This window comes from Streptomyces wedmorensis (genome assembly GCF_000716445.1).
In the GTDB taxonomy this organism is placed as follows: domain Bacteria; phylum Actinomycetota; class Actinomycetes; order Streptomycetales; family Streptomycetaceae; genus Streptomyces; species Streptomyces wedmorensis.
Genome location: NZ_JNWK01000010.1, coordinates 26,602 through 42,912 on the forward strand (window position 1 = coordinate 26,602; position 16,311 = coordinate 42,912).

Genomic DNA, 16,311 nt, shown 5'->3' on the forward strand with positions numbered 1-16,311 from the left:
GGAACTCAGCCGCGGACGATGTTCTCCGCCTGCGGGCCCTTCTGGCCCTGCGTGATGTCGAAGGTGACCGCCTCACCCTCCGTCAGCTCGCGGTAGCCGTTGCCCGAGATGTTGGAGTAGTGGGCGAAGACGTCCGGGCCGCCGCCGTCCTGGGCGATGAAACCGAACCCCTTCTCGGAGTTGAACCACTTCACAGTGCCGCTGGCCATGCTCGTCCCTCTGGTCAATTCAGCAGGGGCCGCATCGGACCCCTGGAGCGCCCTTCCACGGACACCCACACGCGTCTTCCCCCTCCCCACGCGTCCCTACACCCGTCAATCCGATCTTCTTACGGAACTTTTTCCCGACCGGCGGTCAGCGGGCCTCGATGCCGGGCCGGCGGGCGCGGGTACGGGTGGCGACCGCGGGCACGAGGTGGCGGGAGAGGACGTCGAGGGCGTCGGCGACCTCGCGCAGGGTGTCGGGGTGCGGGGCGGTGCCGTCGGGGTCGGCGAGGGCCGCGGCGAGCGCGTCGTCGATGGTGGCGGCGCGGACCTCGGCGACGCGGGCGGAGGGGTTCGCGGCGGGGTGGATGAGTCGGCGGCGGCGGTCGGCGGGGTCGGGGCGGGTGTCGACCGAGCCGGCCTCCTGGAGCCGGGCGACGGCGGTGGAGACCTGGCTCTGCGGCAGCCCGGTGCGGGCGGCGATCTCGCCGACCGTCGTGCCGGGGTGGGAGACGAGATCGCCGAGGACCACGAGGACCGAGCGGACCGATCCGGGTGAACCGGACTCGGCCTGGGGCATGGCCTGTTCGCCGATCTTCATGAGGGTGCGTCCCAGGAGGAACAGTTCGACTCCGTTCATCACCCCAGAGTACATCGTGATCGATGCATCAATATTGATGCATCGAGATAGATGGGTTACTGTCGTGGTGTCAGTCGGAGACGCCGACGACAGCCGGCAAGGGGGAACCATCATGGCCACGACCGTCGCCACCGTCCGCACGCTCGTCGTCCCGGGCGCCACGCTCCACTACCGGGTCGAGGGCAGCGGGCCCGTCCTCCTCCTCTCCCAGAGCGGCGAAGGCGACGCGGACCGCACGGTCGACCTCGTCCCGCACCTGACCGACCGGTTCACCGTCATCACGTACGACCGGCGCGGCCTGTCCCGCAGCACGCTCGACTCGCCGGCCGCTCCCGTCACCATGGCCGACCACGCCGACGACGTCGCCCGGATCCTCGCCGAAGCCACCGACGAGCCCGCCCTGATGGCCGGATTCAGCATGGGCGCCGCGATCGGCCTCCAGGTCGTGGCCCGCCACCCGGGCGCGCTCCGCACGCTCATCGCCCACGAGCCCGTCATGCCGCGACTGCTGCCGGACCCCGAGCGCGACGACCACATCGCCGAACTGGCCGCCATCCAGCACGCCTACGCGACCGGAGGCCTGTCGGCCGCGTTCCCCGCGATCGCCCGCCACCTCGGCATCGACCCGGCGCACGAGGAGACCGAGGAGGGCCTCACCCCGCAGCCGCTGACCCCCCGACGCCAGGCCAACTTCGGTCACTTCATCGGAACCGAGTTCACCGCCGTCACCTCGGACGCCCTCCACCCCGACGAGGCGTCGCGCGCCGCCGCGCACGCCGGCACGCGGATCATCCCCGCGACGGGCCGGACGACCCCGCCGCGGGTGCACACCTACCGCTGCGCCCTGGCCCTGGCGGCACGGCTGGACACGCGACCCGTCGAGTTCCCCGGCGGGCACAACGGGAACACCGCCTTTCCCCGGGCGACGGCGCGGGCCCTGAAGGACGTACTCAGGTGAGGGGACGGAGCGCAGGCCCGGCCGCGGACCCACGGCCAGGACCGGTGGGGCCGACCGCGGCGGGACCGGTCGTGCCTGTCAGCCGGCGGGACCGGTCGTATCCCTCAGCCGGCGGCGTCGAACAGCAGCTTGGCTGCCACCGTGGTGCCGTCGGTGCGGATCGTGCCGGACACGGCCGCGGCACGGACGCGGGTCTCGGGGGCGAGGGCCGTCCGGAGCGCGGCCGCGAGGGAGGCGACGGTCGGCGCCGGGTCGTCGTGGGCGGTTCCGACGCCGAGGCGGGTGACGCGCTCGGCCCAGTACGGCTGGTCCGCGCCCCGGGGAAGCACCAGTTGGGGGACACCGGCCCGGGAGGCGGTCGTCGTGGTGGCCGCGCTGCCGTGGTGGACGACGGCGGCGGACCGGCGGAAGAGGGCCTGCTGGTTGACCTCGCCGACGACGAAGCAGTCGTCCTGGGCGTCGACCGGGACCAGGTCGGCCCAGCCCCGGGAGACGACCACGCGGTGGCCTTCGGCGCGGATCGCCTCGACGGCGGGGTGCGCGACGGGTTCCAGGGCACCCATGGGCATGCTGCCGAAGCCGACGTAGACGGGTGGCGCGCCGGCGTCGAGGAAGTCCGTCAGGTCGGCGGGCAGGGGGCGTTCGTCGGTGACGTGCCACGCGCCGGTCTGCACCACGCGGAGGCCGGTGGGCTGCCACGGGGAGAGGACCGGGTCCGTGGCGAGCCACGGGTGGTCGGTGAAGGCGTAGTCGCGGACGCCGTCGACCGGCGGCAGGCCGATCGCCGCCCGTCGGGTGGCGAGCATCTCGCCGAACATCGTGTCCGCGATTCGCGCGTCCAGGTCCCACAGCGCCTGGTTGTCGGTGACGCCCTCGGGCAACGGCTGACCCCGCCGACCGGGCGGCCTGCGGTGCGGTGACGGCAGACTGACGGGCTGGTGGCCGGCGTGGACGTAGCGGATGCCCAGCTTCTCGGCCACCGAGCGCGCGCCGGTGACGACGGGCAACGGGCCGGTGGCCACCAGGACATCGCACCCCTCGGCCGTCGCGGCGACCGTCCCGAACTGCGCGTCCATCAGTTCGGCGGCCCGCTCCGCCAGGCCGGCCGCCGACCCGGGCGTCACCGTCGTCACGAGGGGTCGCACCGGGGCGCCCGTCGGGACCACGGGCACCGCGAGTTCGGCGAGACGCTCCGCGAACTCCTCGTCCGGCGGCGCGCACATCCGCACCTCCGCGCCGAGTTCCCGCAGACGGACCGCGAGGGCAGCCATCGGTTCGACGCTCCCCCGCGCCCCGTACGTCGACAGCACCACACGCATTTCGTGACTCCCCGTTCCGCTTGTTCCGTCCGGTCGGAGATTCTGCCCGTCCTGTCCTCGGCGGGGCGAGCGGACGCCGGGGCGGGCCGGCGGAGGGCGGGCGTAAAACGCTTGGACCGCGCGGGTGCCGGCGCGGGAGAATCCCGTTTGCTCACCTTTCGGTAAGACAACACAGGGTTGGGTATGGGATCACCTGAATCGCACGAAGGATTACCCAGCAAGGGTTCGGTTCTCCTGGCGCTGCGTTACTACGGTCGGGAGCTGACCAGGCTGCGTCGGCTGACGCTGCCGGCGATGGCGCTGCCGGCGCTCGGGAACATCGGAATCAACTACATCGCGCCGCTGATCGTGGCGAAGCTCGTCGGAAGGATCGCGGGGGACGACGCAGGGGCCGTGGACATCGGGTCGATGCTGCCGTACGTCCTCGGGTTCGCGGGCGTGCTGCTGCTCGCCGAGACCTTGTGGCGCGTCGGGCTGCACTGTCTGAACCGCCTCGACGCACGCGGCATCGAGCACCTCTACGTGATCGGCATGGACGAGCTGTTCGCGAAGGACGCTGCCTTCTTCCACGACAACTTCGCGGGGTCGCTGACGAAGCGGGTCCTGAGCTTCGCCTCGCGCTTCGAGGAGTTCGTCGACACGCTGACGTTCTCCGTGATGGGCAGCTTCCTGCCGCTGCTGTTCGCGTCGGTGGTGCTGTGGCAGTACGACCCGCTGCTCGTCGCCGGGCTCCTGGTGATGATCGCGGTCACGGGGCTGTGCGCGGCGCCGCTGATCCGGCGCCGCCAGGTGCTCGTCGCCGAGCGGGAGCAGGCGATCGCCCGGGTGTCGGGGCACGTCGCGGACAGTCTGATGAACATGGACACGGTCCGCGCGTTCGCCGCCGAGGACCGGGAGGCCGCCGAGCACCGGTCGCGCGTCGCGGAGTCGCGGCGGCTGACGCTGCGGTCCTGGGACTACGGCAACCTGCGGATCGACACGCTGGTCGCCCCGATGTCGGTGCTGACCAACGTGCTGGGTCTGGTGCTCGCCCTGGGGCTCGGCGGGGCGGAGCACGGGGTGGAGGCGGTCATCGTGGCCTTCACGTACTACGCGAGCGCGACACGCATCATGTTCGAGTTCAACCAGATCTACCGGCGTCTCGAGAGCTCGATGACGGAGGCCGCCCAGTTCACCGAGCTCCTCCTCGACCCGCCGTCCGTACACGACCCCGAGACCCCGGAGCAGCTCGTCGGCCGGCCCGCCGATGTGCGTTTCGAACGGGTGGACTTCGCGCACGGCGGTGCGAAGCCGCTCTTCGAGGGCCTCGACCTCGACGTGCCGAGCGGGACGAAGATCGGTCTCGTCGGGCGGTCGGGCGGCGGCAAGACCACCCTCACCCGGCTGCTTCTTCGGATGACGGACATCGACGGCGGCCGGATCCTGGTCGGCGGGCACGACATCAGCAGGCTGCGCCAGACGGACCTGCGCGGTCTGATCGCCTACGTGCCCCAGGACCCGGTGATGTTCCACCGCACGCTGCGGGACAACATCGCGTTCGCCCGGCCGGACGCCACCGACGCCGAGATCCGCCGCGCGGCCGAGGCGGCGCACGTCACGGAGTTCGCCGACGGCCTCCCCGAGGGGTTCGGCACCATGGTGGGCGAGCGAGGGGTGAAGCTCTCCGGCGGCCAGCGCCAGCGGGTGGCCCTCGCCAGGGCCATCCTGCGCGACGCGCCGATCCTGCTGCTCGACGAGGCGACCAGCGCGCTCGACTCCGAGAGCGAGGTCCTCGTCCAGGACGCCCTGTGGCGGCTGATGGAGGGGCGGACGGCGCTCGTCGTGGCGCACCGGCTCAGCACGGTGGCCACGATGGACCGGCTCGTCGTCCTGGAGCGCGGGCGGATCGTCGAGCAGGGCACGCATCAGGAACTGCTCGACGCGAGGGGCTCGTACGCGAAGCTCTGGCAGCACCAGTCGGGTGGCTTCCTCGACGACGCGGCCGGCGACGTCACGCCCTCGGGTGACGCCGCCACGCCGGCGGACCTGCGGTGATACCGGCACCGTCCCCCTGACCACCCCCGTGGGTCAGGGGGACGGCGCGGCGGGTCAGGCGGTCCCGCACGTCGGGTCGGCGACCGCGCTCACCGTGTACGGCGGCCGGCCCGGCGGCTCGTTCAGCTGGCTGTTGACCACGTAGAGGCGGCAGCCGTGCTTGGCGAGCGTGGTGGGGAGGGTGAAGGCCTCGTCCGTGAGGCGGTGGGTGACGGTGCCCGTCCTCAGCTCCTCGTCCAGCCGGGCGATGTAGACGCCGTGCGGGGCCCCGTAGTTGAGCACCGCGTACAGGGTCCGGCCGTGCAGCACCATGCCGTCGGCGCCGAAGGACTGCTCGCCCAGGTCGAGTCTGGCGATCCCCTTGTCCGCCGTGTCGATCCGCCAGACGGCCTCGGTGCCGTTGGACGCCACGAGGAGAGTGGTGCCGGCCGCGTCGGCCACGATGCCGTTCAACAGCCAGTACCGGGCCGGGAACTGGGGGAAGGCGCTGCGGACGTCGAGCCAGGGTTCGAGCGGTCCGAGGGTGCCGTCGGCCCGGATCCCGGCGCGGTGGACGACGGGGTTGGCCCAGTCGGTCACGTACACGGCGTCGTCCGTCACGGCCAGGTCGTTGAGGTGGGGCGCGCCGAGCGGTCCGTCGGTGGCGGTCCGGGTCGCGAGGAGCCTGCCCCGGCGGTCGTGGACGGTCAGGGTGGCGCCGCCGACGGAGAGGATGCGGCCGCGCCGGTCGGTGTGGACTCCCAGGGAGCTGGGGCGGTCCTCGAGGCCGCGCGCGGGGAAGGGCGTCAGGTCGGGCCGGCCGACGCGGCCCCGGTACAGGGCTCCGGTGCCGTCCGAGGAGACGTACATGGTGCCGTCCTTGGTGATGGCGATCCCTTCGGGGAGCACGCCCGGTGTCCGGGCGACCACATAGGTGTCGGGCAGGTCCCGCGCGGCGGCGGGGCCGGGTGCGCCGGCGAGGGCGGTGAGGAGGACGGCTGCGGCGAGGCAGGCGGTTCGGGCGGGTGTGCGGCGCATCGGCGGGGCCTCCGACGGGGGCTCGGTGAGGTGGACACCCGGAGCCTGCTGGGTCGTCACGCGGAACGCACGGCCTTTCATCCCTGGGTGAAAGGGTCCGTCGGGCCGATAATCGGTCAGCATGATCCGCCTACACTTCACGGCCGCCGATCTGCGGCAGATCACCCTCGCCCCGGCGGCCGACGCGCTCTCGGAGACCGTCCTGAGCCTGCGTCTGGCCGTGCGCCTCGGGCGCGGGCGTGAGGGCCACCAGGGCGACGGGCGGTTCCACCGGCTGCGGCCCGCCGCGCGGCAGTGGCACCGTTCGGCGCGCGGTGGCGTCGCCGCCGGGTCCGGTGTGCTCGCCGAGCTGGTCACCGAGGACGGATTCGTCCCGGACTTCCTGCTCCAGCCGTCCGCGCAGGGCTTCGACGACGCGCTGGAGGCCGTCGCGTCGACGCCGCCGGAGCGGCTGGCGCTCGACCTCGGCATACCCGGGGCCGAGGGCTGGAACGGCGGGTTGGCGCGTCCCGGGCGATGGGCCCACGAGCTCGTCCAGGGATCCCCGGCCGCGTCCCGCTCCCTGGTCGACGACACGCGGCGCTACTTCCACGCGTCGGTGGAGCCGCTGTGGCCGAGGATCCGCGCCGACGCCCTGACGGACAGGTCGCTGCGGGCCGAGATGCTGCTGCGCGGCGGCGTGGACGCCCTCCTGACGACCCTGGGCACGACCTGGAGGTGGGAGGCGCCGACGCTCCACCTGCCCTCGGCGTCGTCGTACGACATCCCGCTGTGCGGGCGCGGGCTGCTGCTCGTGCCTTCCTGGTTCGCGACCGGCCCGATGGTGATGTACCGCCCGGAGGAGGCGACCGTGCTCGTGTACCCGATGTACGACGGTTCCGGCACGGGCCCGGCGGACGGAGCCGGCGACCGGCCGGCCGCGCTGGCGGCGCTGCTCGGGCGCACCCGGGCGCAGGTGCTGGCGCTGCTGCGCTCCCCCGCCACCACCACGGCGCTCGCGGAGCGTGCGTCCGTCTCGCTGGCGGCTGCCAGCCAGCACGCGGGCGTGCTGCGGGGCGCGGGTCTGGTCGACACCGTGCGGACCGGTACGGCGGTGCTCCACAGCCTCACTCCGCTCGGCCACTCCCTGCTCGCCGGTGAACGGCCGTAATTCGCTTGCCCGGGCCGGGGGGCGCGGCTGGACTGTGGTCGGGCACCACAGGTGGTGGTGCCGTCGGTTCGAGGAGGCAGCGGCGCCATGGAGATTCGTTCGACGACGGATGAGGACTTCGGGGTCTTCGTCGACACGCTCCATGCCGCCTTCGGGCGCTTCGCGGAGACCCCGGTCGACGGTGGGGGGCTCTGGTGGTCGGCGCTCGAACCGGAGCGCTGTCTGCTCGCCACGACGGCGGAGGGGAGGCCCGTCGGCACCGCCGGCGCCTACCCCTTCGAGCTGACGCTGCCCGGCGGGATCCTGGCCCCGGCCGCCGGGGTGAGCGCCGTCGGCGTCCTGCCCTCGCACCGGCGTCGGGGCGTGCTCACCGCGATGATGCGGCATCAGCTCGCCGGGCTGCGGGACCGCGGGGAGTTCCTCTCCGTGCTGCTGGCCTCCGAGGCCACGATCTACGGCAGGTTCGGCTACGGACCGGCGACCTACACGGCGCGGCTGACGGTCGCGCGCCACCAGGCCGCCCTCGTCGCCCCCCGCGCGGGCGTCGCGGCCGGCGCGCCGGCGGCGGGTTCGATCGAGGTGCTGCGCAGTGCCGAGTGCGGCGAGGTGCTGGAGGAGGTCTACGACCGCTACCGGCGGGCGCAGCCCGGTGCGCTGTCCCGGCCGCGCCGGTGGTGGGCGCTGCGCGCGGGGCAGCCGCCGATCTCGCCGGCACCGCGCTACGTCGCCGTCCACCGGGACGCCGACGGCGTCCCCGACGGATACGTCAGCTATGCGATCGCCGAGCCCGACACCCTGCGGGTCGACGAGGTCATCGCCACCGAGGACGCCGTCTTCACCGCCCTGGCCCGGTTCGTCCTGGGGCACGACCTGGTCTCGCAGGTCGAGTTCAAGCACGTCCCGCCCGGGCATCCGCTGCGCTGGCAGCTGGCGGACTTCCGCGCGGGCGAGGTCAGCCGCGACACCGACTGGCTCTGGGTGCGTCTCCTCGACGTGCCGCGCGCGCTGAGCGCGCGCGGCTGGTTCACGGACGGCGAACTCGTCCTCGACGTCGACGACCCGTTCCTCGGCGGGCACGGCCGCTACCTGCTGACCGTCCGCGACGGCAAGGCCGACTGCGTCCCCACGGACCGGGAACCCCACCTGTCCCTGGACGTGCGGGACCTGGGCTCGCTGTACCTCGGCGGCACGGCGCCGAGCACGCTCGTGCGTGCCGGACACGTCCGGGCCCACCGGCCGGGCGCGGCAGCTCTCGCCGACGCCCTCTTCCGGTCCGACCGCGCACCGCACTGCCTTCACTGGTTCTGATCCCTCGCGCGGCGCGTGGGACCACTTCCTCGAACGGGCGGTGTCACCCGCGAGGATGAGGTCGACCCGTTCCCGGTTGTGCCCTCGCCGCCGGGGGTGCGGGGCGTCGGAGAGTGGGCGGACGACGTTCGTCCCCCTTCGAGCAGGGAGCCAGATGGCCACTCGCCCGGCCCTCCGATGCCGCAGCGCACTCGCCGTCGCGGCGCTGACCGCCGTGACGGCGACAGCGCCCGGCGCGCTGTCCCCGCCGGGGACCGTCGCGTCAGCCGCCGCGCCGGCGTTCGACACGATGCCCGCCCGGGAGGCCCTGGAGCGCCTGCTGCCCTCCAGGGCGGCGCAGTTCACGCTGGTCCCGGTCGCGGAGCCGTCCTCCGGCGCCTCGTTCTCGGTGTCCGGCAGGGCGGGGGCGATCCGGGTGCGGGGCACCTCGCCGGCCACCCTGCTCGCCGGGGTGGGCTGGTACCTGGAGCGGGTCGCCGGGATCGACATCGGATGGCCGGGCGACAGCGTGGAGCGGCTGCCCACCACGCTGCCCGCGGTGTCCGGCGCCCTCACCCGGTCCGCGACCGTGCCCCACCGGTACGCGCTGAACGACACGGACGAGGGATACTCCGGCGCCTACCGGGACTTCGACGCGTACCGGCACGACATCGACGTGATGGCGCTGCACGGAGTGAACGAGGTGTTCGTGCCGACCGGTGCCGAGTACCCGTACTACGAGGCGCTGCAGGAGTTCGGTTTCGGCCCGGAGGAGTTGCGCGCCTGGATCCCGGGTCCCGCCCACCAGGGCTGGTGGCTGCTGCAGAACCTGTCGGGGTTCGGGGGGCCGGTGTCCGAGCAGCTGATCGAGGCCCGGGCGACGCTGGGGAGCCGGATCGCGCGGCACCTGCGCTCCCTGGGCATGACGCCCGTGCTGCCGGGGTTCTTCGGTACGGTGCCGCCGGGATTCGCCGACCGCAACCCGGGCGCGGTCACGGTGCCGCAGGGCAGGTGGGTGGGGTTCGACCGGCCGGACTGGCTCGATCCGACGGGCCCGGTCTTCGAGCAGTTGGCGGCCGCCTACTACCGGGTGCAGCGGCGGCGGTTCGGCGAGAGCGACATGTTCAAGATGGACCTGCTGCACGAGGGCGGCAAGGCGGGCCCGGTCGACGTGGCCCGCGCCGCGGCGGCCGTACAGCGGGCGCTCGACGTCGCGCATCCCGATGCCACGTGGGTGATGCTGGGTTGGCAGCAGAACCCCGGCGCGGCGCTCCTGAGCGGTGTCGACCGCCGCCGGGTGCTGATCGTCGACGGTCTGTCCGACCGGTACGACGACCTCGACCGGGAGAAGCAGTGGGGCGTGACGCCGTACGCCTTCGGCTCGATCGCCAACTTCGGCGGGCACACCACCCTGGGTGCCAACACGGGTGTGTGGACGAGCCGTTTCCACGCCTGGCTGGCGAAACCGGACAGCGCGCTGAGCGGCATCGCCTACCTTCCGGAGGGCACCGGCGGGAATCCGGCCGCGTTCGACCTGTTCACCGAACTCGCCTGGCAGTCCGACCCGGTGGACCAGCGGGCCTGGTTCGCCGCGTACGCCGCCCGGCGCTACGGCGGCGCCGACCCGCACGCCGCCGCCGCGTGGGAGCAGCTTCGGCTCGGCCCGTACAGCGGACTTTCCGGTACGTGGAGCGAGCCGCAGGACAGCCTGTTCGCCGCGCGGCCGAGTCTGACGACGGCCAAGGCGGCACGCTGGAGCCCGACAACCATGCGCTACGACGCGGAGACGGTGGAGCGGGCGCTGTCGGAGCTGCTGCGGGTGGCCCCGCGGCTGCGGAACACGGACGCGTACCGCTTCGACGTCGTGGACGTGGCACGGCAGGCGCTCACCAACCGTGCACGCGTCCTGCTGCCGCGGATCCGGGCGGCGTACGATGCCCGCGACGTCGAGACGTTCCGCGCGCTGGTGCGCGAATGGGGTGCCGACGAGGAGCTGCTCGCCCGGCTGGTCGGCGCCGACCGGCGGTTCCTGGTCGGGCCGTGGCTGGCCGCCGCGCGCTCCTGGGGAACGGACCCCGCCGAGCGCGACCGGCTGGAGTACGACGCCCGCTCGATCCTCACGACCTGGGCCGACCGGGGTCCCAGCGAGACGGCCGGCCTGCACGACTACGCCAACCGCGAATGGGACGGGCTGCTCCGGGACGTCTACGCGCCGCGCTGGGCCGCGTTCTTCGAGCGCCTCGACGGAGCGCTGGTGTCCGGCAAGGCGCCCGAGCCCGTCGACTGGTTCGCCATGGACGACGCCTGGGCCCGCGCTCACCGGCTGTACCCCACGGAGCCGACCGGCGACCCGGTGGCGCTTGCGGGCGAGGTGCACGCGGCCTTGGCGACGTCGACGCGACGGGAGGCCTCGCGGCGGGGTGTGGCCGGCAGAGGGTGAGGGGCGACGGACTGGGGGGCCGGCGGACCGTGAGGGCGGCGGGGGGCATGCAAGCCGTACTCGGGAACGGTCCCTCGGCGGGACGGCGGTGGCGGCGGGCCCGGGGAGTGCGCAGGGACGGTGGCGGCGGGCCCGGGGAGTGCGCAGGGACGGTGGCGGCGGGCCCGGGGGTTGAGGCCACCCGTGGCCCCGCGCATGCTGGGGCGTGGCGGCCGGACGGCGCCGCCCGTCACGGCAGGTGAGCGAGAGGCGAACGATGAAGCGTCCTTCCTGGGGCAGGGCCGTGGTCGTCGGAGGCAGTTACGCGGGGCTGGTGACCGCCCGGGTCCTGGCCGACTTCTTCGACGAGGTCGTCGTCATGGAACGGGACCACGTCGACGAGGGGACGGGAAGCCATCCCGGTTCGCCGCAGGGCTACCACGCGCACGCGATGCTCGCGCGGGGCGGGCAGGTCCTGGAGAAGCTGTTCCCGGGGCTGCGCGAGGAGCTCCGGGAGGCCGGCGCACCGGTCTTCGACTACGGCGAGGGGATCGACTTCCTGATGCCCGCGGGCAACGCTCCCCGGACGCGGACCGGCGTCCACGTCCAGACCTTCACCCGCGACGAGCTGGAGCGCCGCATCCGCCGCCGGGTGCTCAAGATGCCCCGGGTCACGCTGATGGCGGCCACGTCCTGCGTCGGCCTGCTGCGCGACAGGAGCGGACGGGTGACAGGTGTGACGTACCGCCAGAAGGACTCCGACGCACAGCCGTTCGGCTCGGTCGAGCTGCCCGCCGAGCTGGTCGTCGACGCGTCGGGCCGGTCCAGCTCACTGGAGCGCTGGCTGGGCGAGCTGGGGGTCTCGGTCCCCAGGAAGCGTACGGTGAAGGCGAAGGTCACCTACACGTCGATGAACTTCGACCGGCCCGACGCGGGGCATCCCGCCTTCTTCATCGCCTATCAGATGCTGTTCGCGCCCCGCGTCTCCCGCGCCGGCGTCCTGCTGGCCGTCGAGGGCGGCCGGTGGACCTGCTCGCTGTTCGGGTTCCAGGAGCAGCCGCCGACGGACGACGCCGGGTACCTCGAGTTCGCCCGCTCGCTCGGCAATCCGCACCTGGCCGAGCAGTTGGCGCGGCGCACGTCCCAGGAGACCACCCACCGGTACACCAACGCCGACAACCAGTGGCGGCCGTACCACAGCGTCAAGCACTGGCCGGACCGGCTCATCGCGGTCGGCGACGCCGTCTGCGTCTTCAACCCCGTCTACGGGCAGGGCCTGACCGTGGCGGCGATGGAGGCCGAGCTGCTGCACGGCATGCTCACCCGGCGGCGGGCGGCGGGCCGCACCCCGGACGGCGTCGCCCGCGACTTCCAGCGGCGCGTCGGGCGGCTGCTCCTCGCCCCCTGGACCCTGTCGACGAACTCGGACCTGATGTGGGACCCGCGGCGGCGCGCCGCCGGTGCCCGCTTCGCGCACTGGTACAACACGCGTCTGTTCCGGGTCGCCGTGAAGGATCCGGCGGTATGGTCACGGTTCGTCCGGGTGGTCAACATGACGGCCTCCCCCGCCGTACTGTTCCATCCGGCGGTCGCGGTGAAGGTGGTGGCCGCCGCGCTGCGCGAGTGACGCGGGCCACGTTGCGCGCAGGCGGGTGACGGGTGCCCGGATCACGGCAGTGGAGCGTTAGTGCGACGCCAGCGGGACGTCAGCGCCCCGCGGGAAGCTGGGAGGGACCACCGTGGCCGGCGCCTGCCGGCCACGCACCAGCGACCACGGGGGGGCTTCACCATGCGTGCCGACCATCGAGCGAGAAGGACCGGCGCGGCTGCGATGCCGGCGACAGCCGGACGCACGGCCGCGCCCGGCCGCTCGGAACGAGCGCGAAAGAGCGGGTAGACGACGTGCTCACCACACGGGTGGCGGTGACCGTCCACGCCTCCGACCCGCTCAGCCGGGCCGGTCTCATCAGCCATTTGCGGCACCAGCCGACCATCGACTTCGTCCCCGAACAGAACGACGGCGACCGCGACACCCCCGCCGTGGCCGTCATGCTCGCGGACCGGATCGACGAGCCGACGACGGCGGAGCTGCGGCGGTTGCTGCGGGGCAGGGAACAGCGCGTGGTGCTCGTCGCACGCGAACTGCGCGAACCCGACCTCCTGTCGGTCGTCGAGTACGGGGTGCGCGCCATCATCTGGCGCCACCAGGCCACCGAGCAGAGGCTGTTGAGCGCGGTGCACAGTGCGGCGCGCGGCGACGGCGAGCTCCCGCCGGACCTGGTCAGCCGCCTCCTGAACCAGGTGGGTCGGCTTCAGCGGGCGACCGCCGGGGGAACGGCCGCCGGCGGGGCCGTGCCGCTCTTCGGGATGGCCCCGCGAGAGGTCGACGTCCTGCGGCTGCTCGCCGAAGGCCTGGACACCCGCCAGATCAGCGAGAAGCTCGCCTACTCCGAACGCACCGTGAAGAACGTCCTGCACGCGCTGATGACCCGGCTCCAGCTCACCAACCGGGCGCATGCCGTCGCGTACGCGCTCCGCGAAGGCTACATCTGATGATCCATGAGATCGACGAGGCACTGCGCGCTCTGCTCGCGCCCGCCGTCACGGGCGACATCGCCTTCGACGCGCCGACCCGGGACTGGGCGGCCCGCCGCAACGCCCCGACCCTGAACGCCTATCTGTACGACATCCGCGAGGACGTGGCCCGGCGGGAGCGCGGCGCCCACGCCGAGCGGGACGCCCACGGGATCGTGACGCGCAGGCGCCAGCCTCCGCGCTGGTTCCGCCTCTCCTACCTCGTGACGGCCTGGACCTCACGACCGGAGGACGAACACCGGCTCCTCTCGGGTGCGTTGGCGCTGCTGCTGCCGCACGAGGTGCTGCCCGCCGACGCCGTTCCGGAGTCGGTGCGCCCGATCAGCACCGCCCTGCCGGTGTCCGTGGCCGTGCCGCCGGCGGAGTCGCGGTCGCTCGCGGACATCTGGTCGGCGCTCGGCGGCGAACTCAAGCCGTCCCTGGACGTCGTGATCACGACGCCGTTCCCGGTCACTCCGGTGTACGGGGTGGCTCCGCCGGTCACCGAGGCGGAGATCGTGGTGCGGGGCGCCGACGGAGTTCCCGGGGACGCCAGGCCGCGGATGGTGCGGCGGACGGTCGGATCCGACACGAGGAAGGGGGGCGGGGCGTGAGCGACCTCCGCGAGGGCGCGGACGGCGTCCTGGAGTCGATCGTCGCGCTGCGTGCGCGGGTCGCCGCGCTCGTGGAAGCCCGCAGCGCGGGCGACCCCACGGCAGGCGACCCGCTCCGCGGTCTGTACGTCACCGAGGAGACGGCCCGCCGGATCGCGTCGGAGCCGCTGCCGGGCACGGTCTCCGGCGCGTTCGAGCCCTCGCCGTCGGCGGGCGGCCGCGAGTGCGAGGACGCTCACGGGGGAGGCCGGCTCGCCGTGCTGTCGCGGGCCTTCGGACTCTCCGCCCTCGACAGGCACATCCTCGTCGCGGCGCTGGCCCCTGACGTGGACCGCCGGTTCGAGGTGCTGTACGGGTATCTCAACGACGACGTCGGGCGGCGTCGCGCCACCGTGGCGCTGGCGCTCGACCTCGCGGGCACCGGGACCTTCGACGCCTCGGCCCGCGACCGTTTCCATCCGGCCGCCCCTCTGCGTGCCGGAGGCCTGCTGGACGTCGAGGACGAGGACCGGCCGCTGCCGGGCCGGGCGCTGCGCGTACCCGAGCGGGTCGTGGCCCATCTGCTGGGTGACGACAGCCGTTTGGACGCCGAACTCCAGGGAGTGGGGGTGGAGTTGCTGCCGCCGGTGGAGTCGTCCGGGGCGGAGTTGCCGCCGCCGGTGGAGTCGTCCGGGGACGGCTCGGTGCCGGCCTTCTCGGAGCTCGGAGCGCGCGTCGCCTCGGCCGGGCCCGTCACCGTCCATCTGCGTGAGCGCGTACCCGGGGCCGCCGCCGACGCCGTGGTGACCGCACTGCGGGGCGCCGGGCGGCCCGTACTGCGGTACCGGCCGGAGTCGGCCGACGCGGTGGCGGGGCGTGCGCTGGTGCGGGAGGCCCGGCTGCGGGGAGCGGCCGTGGTCGTCGAACCGCTCCCGTCGCGACCGGGGCCGCTGGTGCGCGCCCTGGCGTCACGGGGTGCGACGGTCGTCCTTGCCGGAACCGACGCGCCGGACCCCCGATGGGCGCCGGAGGCCGAGTTGCTGGCGCTCGACGCGCCGGACGACGCGGTGGGTCCGGGTGACCTGTGGTACCGGGAACTCGGCGGTCTGGAAAGGGACTTCGATCTGGACGAGGCGACGGCGCCGTACCGGCTCAGCGGCGACCAGGTCCGGCGGGCGGCGCGGTCGGCGCGTGCCCTCGCGGCGTTCGAGGGCGCCGGGCTGACGCTCGCGCAGGTGCAGCGCAGTGCCCGGCTGGTCTCGGCGCCGCTGCTGGACAGCCATGCGCGTCGGATCCGGCCCGCCGTCGGCTTCGCCGATCTCGTCCTGCCCGAGGAGCCGTTGGGACTGCTGCACGAGCTGACGGCCAGGGCCCGCCACCGGGACCGGGTGCTCGGCGAGTGGCGGCTGCGCACCGGTGGCGGGCGCGGGCGTGGGGTCGTCGCGCTGTTCGCCGGGGAATCGGGCACCGGCAAGACGCTGGGTGCCGAGGTGGTCGCGGGCGAACTGGGCCTGGACCTCTATGTGGTGGACCTCTCGTCGGTGGTCGACAAGTACGTCGGCGAGACCGAGAAGAACCTGGAGCGCATCTTCGCCGAGGTCGACCGCACGGACTGCGTGCTGCTCTTCGACGAGGCCGACGCGGTGTTCGGGAAGCGCTCGGAGGTGAAGAGCTCGCACGACCGGTACGCCAACCTGGAGAGCGCGTACCTGCTCCAGCGCCTGGAGGCGTTCGCCGGGATCGCGGTGCTCACCACCAACCTCCGGGCCAACATCGACGAGGCGTTCACCCGCCGTCTCGACCTGGTCGTGGAGTTCCCGTTCCCGGACCCCGAGCAGCGGGTCTCCCTGTGGAACTCCTGCCTGGCCGGCACGCCGAAGGCGGAAGGCGTGGCGGAGGAGATCGCGCGCTGTGCCAAGGAGTTCGAGCTCGCGGGCGGTGCGATCCGGTCGGCCGCGGTGACGGCCGGCTATCTGGCCGCGGCCCGTGGTTCGTCGGTGACCGGCGAGGACGTGCGGGCGGGGGCGCGGCGCGAGTACCGCAAGGCGGGGCGGCTCGTGCCGGACGCGGTGGCGCCGTGGGCTCCGTGAGGCGGTGAGGGACGGCGTGTGACGCCG

General features: G+C 73.6%; 13 protein-coding genes. 9 read left to right on the plus strand and 4 right to left on the minus strand.

What is annotated here, in order from left to right; genetic code table 11:
- Nucleotides 1-5: 5 nt before the first annotated feature.
- Together OO54_RS10745 and OO54_RS10750 are read right to left on the minus strand one after the other, a co-directional pair.
- Nucleotides 6-209 carry a cold-shock protein gene (locus OO54_RS10745; RefSeq protein ID WP_030213732.1) on the minus strand — a complete coding sequence of 68 codons (204 nt, stop codon included), beginning with the start codon at nt 207-209 and terminating at the stop codon, nt 6-8.
- Between the two features lie 145 nt (nt 210-354).
- On the minus strand, nt 355-843 hold the full coding sequence (locus tag OO54_RS10750; RefSeq protein ID WP_033202639.1) for a MarR family transcriptional regulator: 489 nt from the start codon (nt 841-843) through the stop codon (nt 355-357).
- Between the two features lie 112 nt (nt 844-955).
- Here OO54_RS10750 and OO54_RS10755 point away from each other — a divergent pair, with 112 nt between their 5' ends.
- On the plus strand, nt 956-1,801 hold the full coding sequence (locus tag OO54_RS10755; protein ID WP_033202640.1) for an alpha/beta fold hydrolase: 846 nt from the start codon (nt 956-958) through the stop codon (nt 1,799-1,801).
- A 104-nt stretch (nt 1,802-1,905) separates the two neighbouring features.
- On the opposite strand, the gene OO54_RS10760 is transcribed toward OO54_RS10755, so the two are convergent.
- A complete protein-coding gene (locus OO54_RS10760; protein ID WP_033202641.1) occupies nt 1,906-3,120 on the minus strand; it encodes a glycosyltransferase in 1,215 nt (404 codons plus the stop codon).
- A 183-nt stretch (nt 3,121-3,303) separates the two neighbouring features.
- Between OO54_RS10760 and OO54_RS10765 the strand changes: the two genes are divergently transcribed.
- Nucleotides 3,304-5,154, plus strand: coding sequence for an ABC transporter ATP-binding protein (locus OO54_RS10765; RefSeq protein WP_078905143.1), 1,851 nt, complete (start codon nt 3,304-3,306; stop codon nt 5,152-5,154).
- Nucleotides 5,155-5,208: 54 nt separating this feature from the next.
- Here OO54_RS10765 and OO54_RS10770 read toward each other — a convergent pair whose 3' ends face one another.
- On the minus strand, nt 5,209-6,231 hold the full coding sequence (locus OO54_RS10770; protein WP_078905144.1) for an SMP-30/gluconolactonase/LRE family protein: 1,023 nt from the start codon (nt 6,229-6,231) through the stop codon (nt 5,209-5,211).
- Between the two features lie 61 nt (nt 6,232-6,292).
- Here OO54_RS10770 and OO54_RS10775 point away from each other — a divergent pair, with 61 nt between their 5' ends.
- From OO54_RS10775 to OO54_RS10805, 7 genes are all read left to right on the plus strand, one after another.
- Nucleotides 6,293-7,321 (plus strand): winged helix-turn-helix domain-containing protein, encoded by a 1,029-nt coding sequence (locus OO54_RS10775; protein ID WP_033202643.1) that lies wholly within the window; start codon nt 6,293-6,295, stop codon nt 7,319-7,321.
- Nucleotides 7,322-7,408: 87 nt separating this feature from the next.
- The gene (locus OO54_RS10780) at nt 7,409-8,629 is read left to right on the plus strand and encodes a GNAT family N-acetyltransferase (protein WP_033202644.1); all 1,221 of its coding nucleotides are present in this window, start codon (nt 7,409-7,411) and stop codon (nt 8,627-8,629) included.
- 154 nt (nt 8,630-8,783) lie between these two features.
- A complete protein-coding gene (locus OO54_RS10785; protein WP_033202645.1) occupies nt 8,784-11,048 on the plus strand; it encodes an alpha-N-acetylglucosaminidase in 2,265 nt (754 codons plus the stop codon).
- Between the two features lie 256 nt (nt 11,049-11,304).
- Entirely contained in the window at nt 11,305-12,654 is a 1,350-nt protein-coding gene (locus OO54_RS10790) for an NAD(P)/FAD-dependent oxidoreductase (protein ID WP_106970001.1), read from the plus strand.
- A gap of 275 nt (nt 12,655-12,929) precedes the next feature.
- On the plus strand, nt 12,930-13,580 hold the full coding sequence (locus tag OO54_RS10795) for a helix-turn-helix transcriptional regulator (RefSeq protein WP_017242129.1): 651 nt from the start codon (nt 12,930-12,932) through the stop codon (nt 13,578-13,580).
- Complete coding sequence (locus OO54_RS10800) at nt 13,580-14,215, plus strand: Pvc16 family protein (RefSeq protein WP_033202646.1); 636 nt, start codon at nt 13,580-13,582, stop codon at nt 14,213-14,215. Before OO54_RS10795 ends, OO54_RS10800 begins: the two co-directional genes overlap by 1 nt.
- Nucleotides 14,212-16,284, plus strand: coding sequence for an ATP-binding protein (locus OO54_RS10805; RefSeq protein ID WP_078905145.1), 2,073 nt, complete (start codon nt 14,212-14,214; stop codon nt 16,282-16,284). Before OO54_RS10800 ends, OO54_RS10805 begins: the two co-directional genes overlap by 4 nt.
- Nucleotides 16,285-16,311: the final 27 nt, after the last annotated feature.

Coding starts and splice junctions, on each gene's coding strand:
- OO54_RS10800 (WP_033202646.1), top strand. CDS start 13,580: ATGATCCATGAGATCGACGAGGCACTGCGCGCTCTGCTCGCGCCCGCC.
- OO54_RS10785 (WP_033202645.1), top strand. CDS start 8,784: ATGGCCACTCGCCCGGCCCTCCGATGCCGCAGCGCACTCGCCGTCGCG.
- OO54_RS10790 (WP_106970001.1), top strand. CDS start 11,305: ATGAAGCGTCCTTCCTGGGGCAGGGCCGTGGTCGTCGGAGGCAGTTAC.
- OO54_RS10750 (WP_033202639.1), bottom strand. CDS start 843: ATGAACGGAGTCGAACTGTTCCTCCTGGGACGCACCCTCATGAAGATC.
- OO54_RS10745 (WP_030213732.1), bottom strand. CDS start 209: ATGGCCAGCGGCACTGTGAAGTGGTTCAACTCCGAGAAGGGGTTCGGT.
- OO54_RS10775 (WP_033202643.1), top strand. CDS start 6,293: ATGATCCGCCTACACTTCACGGCCGCCGATCTGCGGCAGATCACCCTC.
- OO54_RS10765 (WP_078905143.1), top strand. CDS start 3,304: ATGGGATCACCTGAATCGCACGAAGGATTACCCAGCAAGGGTTCGGTT.
- OO54_RS10755 (WP_033202640.1), top strand. CDS start 956: ATGGCCACGACCGTCGCCACCGTCCGCACGCTCGTCGTCCCGGGCGCC.
- OO54_RS10760 (WP_033202641.1), bottom strand. CDS start 3,120: ATGCGTGTGGTGCTGTCGACGTACGGGGCGCGGGGGAGCGTCGAACCG.
- OO54_RS10780 (WP_033202644.1), top strand. CDS start 7,409: ATGGAGATTCGTTCGACGACGGATGAGGACTTCGGGGTCTTCGTCGAC.